The sequence below is a fragment of the Paenibacillus terreus genome (genome assembly GCF_042138595.1).
Classification (GTDB): domain Bacteria; phylum Bacillota; class Bacilli; order Paenibacillales; family Paenibacillaceae; genus Paenibacillus; species Paenibacillus terreus.
In genome coordinates this window covers 552128-564168 of record NZ_JBHIRX010000002.1, presented here as the reverse complement: position 1 = coordinate 564168, position 12041 = coordinate 552128, and the positions used below count along the sequence as shown (strand labels likewise).

Annotated in this window: 10 protein-coding genes, 1 tRNA gene and 1 pseudogene; 3 read left to right on the top strand and 9 right to left on the bottom strand. The window is 48.0% G+C overall.

The window, feature by feature from the left end:
* Nucleotides 1–45: 45 nt before the first annotated feature.
* From ACE5KN_RS06795 to ACE5KN_RS06765, 7 genes are all read right to left on the bottom strand, one after another.
* A complete protein-coding gene (locus ACE5KN_RS06795; RefSeq protein ID WP_375524600.1) occupies nt 46–1761 on the bottom strand; it encodes an ABC transporter ATP-binding protein in 1716 nt (571 codons plus the stop codon).
* 101 nt (nt 1762–1862) lie between these two features.
* Nucleotides 1863–1936, bottom strand: a tRNA-Pro gene (locus tag ACE5KN_RS06790).
* A 279-nt stretch (nt 1937–2215) separates the two neighbouring features.
* Nucleotides 2216–3079, bottom strand: coding sequence for a MurR/RpiR family transcriptional regulator (locus ACE5KN_RS06785; RefSeq protein ID WP_375524599.1), 864 nt, complete (start codon nt 3077–3079; stop codon nt 2216–2218).
* 48 nt (nt 3080–3127) lie between these two features.
* Nucleotides 3128–4177 carry a DUF871 domain-containing protein gene (locus ACE5KN_RS06780; protein WP_375524598.1) on the bottom strand — a complete coding sequence of 350 codons (1050 nt, stop codon included), beginning with the start codon at nt 4175–4177 and terminating at the stop codon, nt 3128–3130.
* 240 nt (nt 4178–4417) lie between these two features.
* Nucleotides 4418–5875, bottom strand: coding sequence for a PTS transporter subunit EIIC (locus ACE5KN_RS06775; protein WP_375524597.1), 1458 nt, complete (start codon nt 5873–5875; stop codon nt 4418–4420).
* Between the two features lie 13 nt (nt 5876–5888).
* Nucleotides 5889–6782, bottom strand: coding sequence for an N-acetylmuramic acid 6-phosphate etherase (murQ, locus tag ACE5KN_RS06770; protein WP_375524596.1), 894 nt, complete (start codon nt 6780–6782; stop codon nt 5889–5891).
* A 243-nt stretch (nt 6783–7025) separates the two neighbouring features.
* The gene (locus ACE5KN_RS06765; RefSeq protein ID WP_375524595.1) at nt 7026–7604 is read right to left on the bottom strand and encodes a LysE family transporter; all 579 of its coding nucleotides are present in this window, start codon (nt 7602–7604) and stop codon (nt 7026–7028) included.
* 109 nt (nt 7605–7713) lie between these two features.
* Between ACE5KN_RS06765 and ACE5KN_RS06760 the strand changes: the two genes are divergently transcribed.
* On the top strand, nt 7714–8268 hold the full coding sequence (locus ACE5KN_RS06760) for a helix-turn-helix domain-containing protein (RefSeq protein WP_375524608.1): 555 nt from the start codon (nt 7714–7716) through the stop codon (nt 8266–8268).
* A 308-nt stretch (nt 8269–8576) separates the two neighbouring features.
* On the opposite strand, the pseudogene ACE5KN_RS06755 reads toward ACE5KN_RS06760, so the two are convergent.
* Nucleotides 8577–9076 (bottom strand): annotated as a pseudogene (locus ACE5KN_RS06755) (hypothetical protein).
* A 165-nt stretch (nt 9077–9241) separates the two neighbouring features.
* Here ACE5KN_RS06755 and ACE5KN_RS06750 point away from each other — a divergent pair.
* On the top strand, nt 9242–9997 hold the full coding sequence (locus ACE5KN_RS06750; protein ID WP_375524594.1) for a DUF2087 domain-containing protein: 756 nt from the start codon (nt 9242–9244) through the stop codon (nt 9995–9997).
* A 16-nt stretch (nt 9998–10013) separates the two neighbouring features.
* A complete protein-coding gene (locus ACE5KN_RS06745; RefSeq protein WP_375524593.1) occupies nt 10014–10355 on the top strand; it encodes a GIY-YIG nuclease family protein in 342 nt (113 codons plus the stop codon).
* 174 nt (nt 10356–10529) lie between these two features.
* On the opposite strand, the gene ACE5KN_RS06740 is transcribed toward ACE5KN_RS06745, so the two are convergent.
* Nucleotides 10530–12011, bottom strand: a complete 1482-nt coding sequence (locus tag ACE5KN_RS06740; RefSeq protein WP_375524592.1) for a glycosyl hydrolase family 28-related protein — start codon at nt 12009–12011, stop codon at nt 10530–10532.
* Nucleotides 12012–12041: the final 30 nt, after the last annotated feature.

Genomic DNA, 12041 nt, shown 5'->3' with positions numbered 1-12041 from the left:
CTGACTTTTTGAACACGCACTATAAGATAAATTCAGATGGCATCATTAGGAGCCGAACTGGGCGGCATGCAGACGGCTGTAAACACCGCCGGATGCGATCAATTCGTCATGTCTGCCCTGCTCGGTAACCCCTTGCTCGGTGACCACAATGATCCGGTCCGCATTCTTGATGGTTGCCAGCCTGTGGGCAATGACCAGTGTTGTCCTGCCTTGGGACAATTCCGCCAGCGACTGCTGGATGGCAGCCTCCGTTTCCGTATCCAGCGCCGAGGTGGCCTCGTCCAGAATAAGGATAGGCGGATTTTTCAAAAACATGCGCGCAATGGCCAGCCTCTGCTTCTGTCCGCCTGACAGCTTCACGCCCCGCTCGCCGATGACCGTATCCATTCCATCAGGCTGAGAATGAATGAAATCCATGAGCTGCGCACGGCGTGCAGCTTCCCAGATCTCCTCGTCGCTGGCATCCAGCTTGCCGTAGCCGATATTTTCGCGGATGGTGCCTGAGAACAGGAACACATCCTGCTGCACGATGCCGATCTGGCGGCGCAGCGAGGACAGGGTCATCTGCCGGATGTCCATCCCGTCCACCGTAATAGCGCCGCTGTCGGTATCATAGAAACGGGGCAGCAGGCTGCAGATGGTCGTTTTCCCCGAGCCGGACGGCCCTACAAATGCAACGGTCTCACCGGCACGGATATCAAGACTGATATCCTGCAGTACCTTCTCCTTTTCCCCGTACCCGAAGCTCACTCCGCGGTAGCGGATATCCCCTTTCAGGCTTTCTACCTCCACGGCACCGGGCAAATCCGCCACTTCAGGCTCCATGTCCATCAGCGCTGTATAACGCTTGAAGCCGGCTATCCCCTTCGGATAGCTCTCGATAATGGCGTTGATTTTATCGATAGGGCGAAAGAATACGTTGGACAGCAGGATAAAGCCGACAAATTCGCCATAGCTGAGTTCTCCCTGAATAACGTAATAAGCGCCGCTGATCAGGACGAAGAGGGATACAAATCGGGTAAGCATATAACTCATGGACAAACCCTTGGACATGATTTTATAAGCCGTCAGCTTGGCCGCACGAAAGCGGCCGTTATCATGATTGAATCTTTGCTTTTCAAACTCTTCATTCGAGAACGCCTGTACGACACGGATGCCGCCGATCGTATTTTCCACCCGGGAATTGAATTCGCCCATGCTGCTGTACATCCCGTCAAACGCCCGCGTCATTTTTTTATTGAAATAGATCGACAGCCAGATCAGCAGCGGAATTACCGCGAAGATCAGGAGCGCCAGCTCCAGGTGAATAAACGACATCAGCGTAAAGGCGCCAAGCAGCGTCATTATCGCAATAAACAAATCCTCGGGGCCATGGTGCGCCATCTCGCCGATTTCCATCAGATCATTCGTAATCCGCGACATCAGCGTGCCGGTCTTATTATTATCGAAGAAACGGAAGGACAGCTTCTGCATATGTTCAAACAGCCTGCGTCGCATATCTGTCTCGATATTGACACCAAGCATATGCCCCCAATAGTTCACAATATACTGCATCGCGGTGTTTAACGCATAAATGCCCAGCAGCCCCAGGCAGGCCAGCAGAATGGACCCCAACTCTCCCTGTGGAAGCAGCTTATCCACGACATAATTGACCGCAAGCGGAAAGCCCAGCTCCAGCAGCGCGGCAAATACGGCACATGTGAAATCCAGGATAAAGAGCGGCCGGTAAGGCAGGTAATAGCTGAAAAATCGGCGTAGCATCCTATACCTTCTTTCTCTACGTATTTCGGAGGGAAGGGCGAACGGAATGAAAATGTCCCGCCGCGCTGTAAAGCGTCAGCAGGACATGATCAAGAAGCATATCGGAGTAGCGGGATTTGAACCCACGACCTCACCCACCCCAAGGGTGCGCGCTACCAGACTGCGCTATACCCCGGTAATTAAAGCTTATGTACACAATGCTGTTGTATAACTGTAAGAGGTTGTTCAAAAAGTCATCTTTTGATCACGAAGTAAGTCAGGAAGTGGATTCGACATCGAATTTTGAATTCAGCCGGGCCTTCCGGTGCTCACGTACCCAAGTACGCTCCGCTCCTCAGTCCCTAGCTTCATCCAACCTTCTCGGTGCTGAAAACCTGACTTTTTGAACTCGCATTGTATGTGTTATTTATTATAAAATAGCTTCAATATTGTGTAAAGCTTTTATAAACTTTTGTTATGATTCCTCGATCTGCTTCAAATCCTGGATCGCATCCCTGGTCTTTTGGATTTTGTCGAGCGAGTTCTCGATATCCATTGAAGCACAAACGTAATACAGCACGTCGACAATGAAAAATTGGCTGTGTTTGGAGCCGGTCGCCGCGCTTCTGACTTTCGCTTCCGGAGCGAGAGAAGTATACAGGCTGAAGTCGCTGATTTCCGAAAGCTCGCTCCGTCCGAATCCGGTGAAGCTGATCGTCACCAGCCCCGCCTTATTGGCGAATTTCATCAATTGCAACACTTCCTTGGTAGCCGCGCTGTAAGAAATCCCTATAAAAACGCTGCCCTTGGGCGCGTTCGCCATGCTCATTGTCAGAACATGTACGTCCGATAGAGCATAGGCGTTCTTACCCAGACGAAGCCATTTTTGCGCAATGTCCTCCGCCACCAGAGCCGAAGCGCCTACACCGAAAGCGAAAATTGCCGGAGCGTTGTACAGGCTTTGCGCCGCCTTTTCTATCATTTCGATATCAAGCAGACCAACCGTGTCTCTCAGGGACTGTACTGCATTGGAAAGAATTTTTTCGACCAGATCGGCGGAACTATCGTTCTTGTTCAAATCATAATAACCGGACTTCTGGTCATTGGCCAGGTCGGCCGATAACGCCACTTTTAATTCCGGAAAACCTTTCAGGCCCATGGAGCGGCAAAAGCGGACAACGGAGGCGCTGCTGGAAAGGGAGCGGTCCGCCATCTCGTGCACCGACATAAATACGACTTCTTCCGGAGCAGACAGGACAAACCGCGCCACCTTTTGCTCGGACTGCGTCAATTTAGGCATCACATTTTCAATTCGTGATAAAATTTGACCAACACCCACACCAACGCCTCCATTTAATCTATAAGCTATCTAAATACTACTTTAATATTATTCCCGATCCGACTCTCTGGCAAGAAAACGGAAGGCATACCTCTCTTTTTGCAAAAAACGCAGCAATGGAAGATCCTCCTGCATGACATATCCAATCACGTTTACACGCTCGTCAGGCGGTAAAGGATTCAGTACGATTTGAAACTCGCCTTTATAACGCTTGTAATGGTCATTATCCAGGGTCAAGGCTCCACACGGACGCTTCACACAATTGGCCGGCGGGATACTTCCTTTAAAATGTCTGCGCGCATCCTCCGAGCGAATGACGTCGCGCGCGATATCCGGCCGGTTATGATGGACTTCGCTCCACACATGAGACGGCTGCTGATCACGGATACCGAGCAGTACGGTCCCTTCATGCCATGAAATAAACTGGGACATCGACCACTCGCCAAGCGATAAATCTCCAATGACTACAAGGTCCACCGCCCCTTCGGTAATCAGCTCCAGGTAGCTGGCAAACGGCGATTGATACCGGTGCTGCTCCAAGGTAGGCAATCCTTCATATAAAGGTCCCCGCAGCTGCCCGTCCCCCGGAATGAAGGCTCCGACCTTCAGCCCCTGCGATTTCAGCCACTCGTTTTGTAATTTGAACGTGCCCCATTCAAGACCTGTCTCCGGACGGGGATAATAATTATGCCATGCCTCCAGAGCGTTGAAGTCAGCCCCAAGTCTTCTAAGATCATCCAGAAAGGATGGATCAATCGTGCTGGCGTTGAGAGAAACCTGCCAATCATGAGTAAGCGCGGCAATCTCGTCATTTCCCATTCCATAATCGATTCTCAGTCCCGTAACGCCCCGCTCTCTCAGTTGATCCAGCGAGAAATTCCGGAAAGCTCTCGGAGACACATCCACCATCAGCATCATCTGATGCTCTTTTGCGAATCCGCCGATCCGCCCCAGCGGTTCAAGCAGTTCATCAGGCGATTCCTCGGGCATTTGCAGGGAGGTGAAAATCGTATCAAACCCGTATTGCCGCATGAAGGCCAGATATTCCAAAGTACGGTCGATGCTTTGCTCTGTCAGTGAAACAAGTACGCCACCCATATTTAAATCACTCCTTTATAGAGGTAGTTCAAAAAGTCATCTTTTGATCACGAAGCAGGTCAGGAAGCGGACTCGACATCGAATCTTGAATTCAGCCGGGCCTTCCGGGGCTCACGTACCCCAAGTACGCTCCGCTCCTCAGTCCCTTTCTTCATTCAACCTTCTCGGTGCTGAAAACCTGACTTTTTGAACACGCACTTATAATTCTTTCTACCCTTAGTCAAAATGAGTTCGCTTCAACTACGCCTCTTTAGGCTGTCTTGCTTCCTTTGGCACGCCGAACAAGTAGGTGCACAAAAATCCGAAGAAGTATGCCGTAACAAGTCCAAGCAGATAAATCCACCATTTGCCTTCCGCGATCAGCAGGAGCATTTCAATGCCGGAGGCTCCGATGGCGATGGCCCCGACGTTGCCAAAATAACCGATCACGGCTCCGCCGAACCCGGCACCAATACATGCTGTTACAAAGGGCTTGCCAAGCGGAAGAGTCACACCGTAAATGAGTGGTTCACCGATGCCCAATACACCGACCGGCAGGGCTCCTTTGAGGATATTGATCAGCGGTTTGTTTTTGTAGCAGCGGACCCAAAGCGCAAGCGCAGCGCCTACCTGCCCTGCTCCTCCCATGGCCAGGATCGGCAGCAGTACGGTCACACCTGTCTGATTGATCAACTCAATATGAATGGGGGTCATAATATGGTGCATGCCCAGCATGACCATGGCCAGCCAAATTCCGCCTAAAACGAACCCGGATACTGCACCGCCTACATTCAGAATCCAGTTGACGGCAATCAGCAGATTGCTTGCCACAAAACCCGCAAAAGGCATAATCACAAAAATGGTCAATAGTCCGGTTAGCAGCACGCTGAGGAAGGAAGTTACGATCAGATCAATTGAATTGGGGATGATTTTATGCAGTTTTTTCTCAATTACGGATAAAATCCATACAGCCAGGACAACCCCAATAATTCCGCCTTGACCGGCGATAAGCGGCTCGCCTGTAAACAGATTCATGATAGGAAGCTCCGGTTTCATTCCCGTCAGCAGAGTGGCGCCCCCGATGACACCGCCCAGTGACGGGCTTGCCCCAAATTCCCTGGCCGAGTTGATCCCTACGAAAATTGCCATATAGGAGAATATACCGTTTTTGATCACATTCAGGATCAGATTAAATTGCTGCCAGCCATCCCCGTTCAGATGGCCTGATGTGATAAAGTTGGCAATAACGGAGGTGATTCCTGCCAGCAACCCGGCAGCCACAAAAGCGGGGACTAATGGAATAAAGATGTGAGAAATAGATTTCAGAAAATTTTTAATGGGCGTATCATTCCGTTTTTTATATTTTTCTTTATTTTCAGCCGCTATTCTGGAAGCCTCAGTTTTATGGTCAGTCTGTCCGTTGTTCGCAGCCGGAGACGACACATTCAGCGGGATGATCTCCCCCATCCCGACTCCGCTGATATCGGCTATTTCATTCGCTACCTTGCCAACGATGCCCGGGCCGACGATCACTTGAAGGGTGGACTCAACAATCACGCCCAATACGCCGGGCACTTTTTTCAGCCGTTCGATATCGGCGCCATCCTCATCCCGCAAGGTGAGGCGAACGCGCGTCATACAATGGGTTACTACCTCGACATTTTGGATGCCGCCGATCGAATCCAGAATCCCTAAGGCCAAATCCTTCTCTTTTGCCATGGTCATATCCCCTTTACTTTTGTTGTAGAGCCCGCCGGATAAAGCCGTCCGACTCGTGCAACTTCCTCTTGGCTTCCTCATAATCCAGCCCCGCGAGCAGCATGATCACAGCCACCTTCACTTGATGCCGGCTTAATTCATAATATTCGGAAGCGGTTTCATAGTCGCATCCCGTAATCTCTCTGATCATTGATTTAGCCCGGACTACCAGTTTCTCGTTGGTTGGCTGTACATCCACCATGAGGTTGCTGAACGTTTTGCCGATACCAATCATGGCCGCCGTTGAAATCATATTGAGCACCATCTTTTGCGCTGTTCCGGCTTTTAGACGAGTGGACCCTGTCAGCACCTCCGGACCGGTTATAATTTCAATCGGGTATTTGGCGTAGTTGCTGATTTCAGCGTCTTTATTACACGCCAGGCTGGCTGTACCAGCACCAACCCTGGCCGCATATTGCAATCCACCTATGACATAAGGGGTTCGCCCGCTCGCTGCAATACCGAGAACGATATCTTTGTCGCTTAAATCAAGCTTTTTCAGATCCTCTATTCCCTGTTCCACCGAATCCTCCGCGCCTTCCACCGCAAAGCGAATGGCCTTGTCGCCGCCGGCGATTACCCCCTGCACCATGTCCGGGCAGGTACCGAAGGTCGGAACACATTCAACGGCATCCAAAATGCCCATGCGGCCGCTTGTACCTGCTCCCGTATAAATGAGCCGCCCCCCCTGCTTGAAGCTCTCAATGACGCGTAACGTTACCCGTTCGATTTCAGGCAGTTTCTCTCGGATGGCCAATGATACTTTTGCATCTTCCTCCTGCATAAGCTCCAAGACCGATAATGTTGACAGTTGATCCAGATCCATCGAGCGCTGATTCCTTGTTTCTGTTTTCAAATGATCCAGCAACAGCTATCATCTCCTCTGTGATTTGCACTCAGTTTACACGATCAGAAATAAAATTACAATATAAAAATAATTTTGTGTAACAAAATTTCAATTCGATTCAAAACCGGCTTCATCCCTGAGACAAGTATCGGTTTTCCGCCAACGAATAAGCCCTGTAAGCAGAATGTGTATAAACAAAAAAATGGACATCGGTTTTCGACATCCACATCATTTTAGGTCCAACAATATTCGGTTATGCCTCGTTTACAAATACACAGAAAAAGCGCAATACACCAGCAGCAATCCCATACAAAGGTTGAATATCCGCTCATGCCTTGACAAAAATTTTTGAAACAGCGCCCCAAATAAGGCCCAGCTCAAAGTCGACATAAATCCTACCAGGGCAAGCAGCAGCGAAAACAGAGTCAGGACCCAACCGGATTGATAAAAGGGTATAATAAAAGCAGACACAACCGTTATGCCGTACAAGATTCCTTTCGGATTGATAAATTGTAAAATCAGGCCTGTCATAAACGTGCTGGATTGATCATAATTTGCGCTCTTTTTCCCGGAAGGCATGGCGGTTTTATAAGCAAGGTAAAGCATATACAGGCTTCCCAAGATGCTCAGCGCCAGTTTAATCTTCGGGATAAGCTGATACAAAACGAGATTAAAATAGCTGCACAGCAGCATCAGGAGGAAAAAACCGACCGTTACACCGAAAATAAAACGAAAGGTTGCTTTTAAGCCAAACCTGCTGGCATTAGACATGGAAATAATATTATTGGGACCTGGCGTAAACGAAGTCACAAATACATACAGCACAAACGAAAACAACAGCATATCGACACCTCTTGTACGCTATAATTGAATAAATGTATGCCACAACGAATGTTCGTTATGATTATACAATATATACGCTATAGAGCACAATGATAAGGATGTGATCGTTCTGGAAACCATCAATTTTATACTCGCTAAAAACCTGAAAAGCCTGCGGGACAGCAGAAAGCTGAGCCTTGACAAGGTAGCGGAGCTGACAGGCATCAGCAAAACGATGCTGGGACAAATCGAACGCGGAGAATCGAATCCTTCGATCAGCACGGTGTGGAAAATCGCCAACGGGTTAAAAATATCGTTTACTTCCCTGATTCATGAGCCACAGCCAGAAACAACCGTTGTGAACAAAGAGGAAATCCAGCCCTTGCAGGAGGATCAGGGAAAGTATCGGATTTACCCCTTCTTTCCGTTTGAAGACGGGCGGCATTTCGAAATGTACTCAATTGAGATTGACAGAGGAGGGTTCCTGGCTTCAGAGCCTCATAGCCAAGGGACAGAGGAATTTATCACCGTGTTTGACGGGGAACTGGCCGTTCGTATAGATGACGAGGAGTTTACGGTGAAGAGCGGGGATTCCATCCGTTTCCGAGCGGACAAACCCCATACCTATCACAATTCCGGCAGCGGAATGGTTAAAATGAGCATGGTGATCCATTATCCCTCGTGATGGAGTTCCCCGTTTACAAGCTTGAATTTTTTTTACAAAACACTGGTTATTTCTCCCCTAATATGATAAAGTGTAAGCATCAGGAAAGGAGGTGCGTCAACATTAGTAATCACATGTTGAACGTATCCCTTACCCGATCCGTTACTCTCTAATCAACAGAGCGGTACGGAGGCGCGGGATGCGGATCAAGGTTTCAATAGCGCCACGGGTGGAAAGGCCGTCTTCGGACGGCCTTTTTTAATGCTCATAAAAGTCTCTATGACATCAAGACCTACCACTTTATCGCATAATCCTTTCATGGAACATCATTATGGCTTGACGGCTTCATAAGTTATCATTTGTCCTGCATGTTCAGGCTTACGGTTGTATTGGTATCCGGCCGAAATCGTAATATCCATAAACCCTGCTTCTTTAAGCATCAGCTTGAACTCCTCAATCCCGAACCATTGGAGGGGAAAATCCTGCAGCTCCGTCTGCAGCAGCACTCCCTCCTTCCACTTTTCATAACGCAGATGGGAAATCTTGCATTGGTTCAGCCAATCGATGCTCACGACTTTTTCTTCCAAGGTGATAACCGCTCCGTCTGCAGCAGGGAATGTTGAAGTATTTACGATGCCTGTCCGGAATTCTGTCTGCAAAAACAAATCCAGCAGCAGTCTGCCCCCGCTTTGCAAATGTCTGTAAAAAGCCTGCAGAGCTTGCCGGGAAAGCGCTCCATGTAATACTCAATATCTCCCCCCAAGGACATCCCTATTGGTTTGGTCAGATTGTACACTTCAGTACATAACTCCCCATATTGACTGAACATACTCTCACCTCCTCAGGATATATTTTACAGCAGATCGGGAGTGTTACCTACTTAAAAAAGCAAACAAATTAAAAAAAAGAAAAAGGCGTTCGCATTTGACAAAAAACAAACGAAAATATATATTATCTATGTAATGAATAAACAATTTGATGAGGTGTTTATATAATGGATTTACCTGGGCTATTTTGGAGCGCGCATATAGATGATTTGAAAAAAGGCTATATCCGGCAGGACGACATCTATATTTGTCTGCTCGACGGGACCGAGCTGGAGGAAGGCATTATTTATCAGAAGGACGGTGTTTTTTACAGTGCTGAACGTTATATGAAGCTTCATATAACGCAAAAATACGGCTCCGTCTTCGACTATCTCATCGGCCTCGACAAGAAGCTGACCGGACTGACCGAGCATCAGAACAGGCTGCTGCACCTTTTTTATGAAGGAAAAAGCGACACCGAAGTGCAGCAGGAAACGGGCATCGGCAGCGCGTCCACCATCCGGAATCACCGCTTTGCCTTGAAGGAAAAAGAACGGCAGGCTAAAGTTTTCCTGACACTGATGGAGCTGCTGAAAGACCGGGACCGTCATGCTCCCGTCATCGTGGAAGTGCCGGTGAAAGCTCCGATGCTCGATGAACGGTATAACATTACGGCTGCGGAAAACGAGAAGGTGCTGGCTAAATATTTCCCGGATGGACCCGATGGCCGCCTGATGACATTCGATCTGCAGCAGAAGCATAAGCTGATCGTCCTGCGTCACCTTATCAAACGGTTCGAGCGGGGCAGAACGTACACCGAAAAGGAAGTCAATGAAGTGCTCTCTTCCGCCTATGATGATTATGTTACAGTCCGCAGGTATCTCATCGAATATGGCCTGATGGATCGCAAAGAGGACGGCAGTCAGTACTGGGTCGCCGAATAAGAAAGGAATGGGAATCATGAACCGCAGAAAAGAACTTGTGGAACAATATAAAGAAGTCAAGATTGAAGCCGGGGTGTACTGCATCCGCCACAAGAAAACCGGCAAGCTGTTTGTAGGCTCCACCCCCAATTTGAAATCGCTGAACGGCAAACGATTTGAGCTGAACATGGGCTCAAGCCGGAACGCCGCCCTGCAGGCCGACTGGTCGCAGGACGGAGAGGATGCCTTCGAAATCGAGGTACTGGAGGTGCTCAAGAAGCCGGAATCCGGCTATTTTGATGCGAAGGATGCGCTGGAGAAGCTGGAAAAGGCGTGGCTAGACCGCCTTCAGCCCTATGGGGATAAAGGGTATATGTAAATAAGGCAAAGTGTAATACCATTTACCGGAGGATGGTATATGGTGTTACACTTTGTTTTTTATGTCTATCAAGATAACACCATCCCCAACAGCGCCTAAATCCATAACATTAATTAATACAGCCAGTTGGAATTATGGTGACGATTACCACAATGATTCTCGTCGCATCACTGTTTATACAGATGTACCGGTTGCGTCAACCCATCCCGTAACATCCTTATTCACCCAAATAGGCTTATTCAGGGTAGTATCAAAATATTGGTAGCCAGCACTCAAATTTGTGAGGGACGGACGCTGCGCCGTGGCTCCGTTTCTTGCTCTGATCAGCAAACTGCCATCGGTTGGGCTTGAAGGTGTTCCAAGGATTTTAATTCTTGGATTACCATCTGTATCGATAAAAAGTGTATTATTGCGAATACGAACAAATCCAAAATCCCAACTCCCCGCATTAGAGCCGGAAGCACCGTCACCCACTTGCAGATGTTTATTAGCTTCAAGGCTTCTTGTTTTAAAGTTACTACTAGTATTCCGTATACCAATAGAACGCTTTCCGGTATCAAGTAGGTACTCCCAGTCCGTATTCTCAATTCCTGACATATGAAAGACTGAGTTTACACCAATGAATGCTGTATAGATTGCAAAGTTGTCCTCGACTACAACACAGTTTGGAACACGTTTTGGATAATATGAGGGTCCCTTGAAATGGAATACAACACCTGATATATTGGCAGCTGAACCGTTATTAAGTACGATACCATTCATGAAGTCACCACAGTAACCTCCCGAGACTACCACTCCAGCAGTCGTCCCTGTAACGTAGAGATTAGCAGATTTCTTGGATGTGTCCTTCAGTCCAACACCCTCGAAATAACAGTTAAGGAAAGTTGCTCCGATAACATCTTTGAGATAGACTCCGTAAGTTACACGGTCATCTGTATTATTGATGCTCTGTGGATTGCAGGTGTCAAAAAGGATAGCTTCAGGAGCGACCTTCCAACCACTTGTCCCTGTCTGTGATGTTAGATAGAACATTGCGTCCTTCGTATAATACGTTCTGATAGTTTTGAAGGTATTCGTGGAGAACCCGCCTTCAGCATATACACAATAACTTTGACAACCCTCATCATCAGTGAGACCGCCACCGAACATAATGTTCTCAAAATGGCAATACTGCACCCAAGCGCCTTCCATTCCGTCCGCATTATGTTCAAAACGCATCCCATTTCTTCCAATGCTCTGAAACCACAAATCTTCAAATCGGCAATGATTGATACCTTTCTTCGTTTTGCAGAAAACACCATCATTTGTGGAGTCGGTATAATTACCAACAAATTTAATTCCTCTTACTTCGATTTCGTAAATAAAATTGTCAAAATCCCCATCAATCTGCGTGATCGGCCCTAATGAGTCAGGGTTTTTCTTTAACGTAGTAAGCCTAAAACCTTCACCAACTATTTTGACTTGGTGTCTAATGGTTAATGTATCTAAAAGATATGTTCCCTTTGGGAGCAACACGGTTCCGCCACCCGATTCGAATACTGAATCAATAGCTTGTTGTATAGCTTCCGTGTCGTTAGTAACCCCATCACCTTTAGCACCAAATTGTTGTACTCTAACACCTATTTCTTCAAGCGCTCCATTTCTGTTCTCTTCCAACCTACCCACTCCTTTTTAGTTTTCATGACA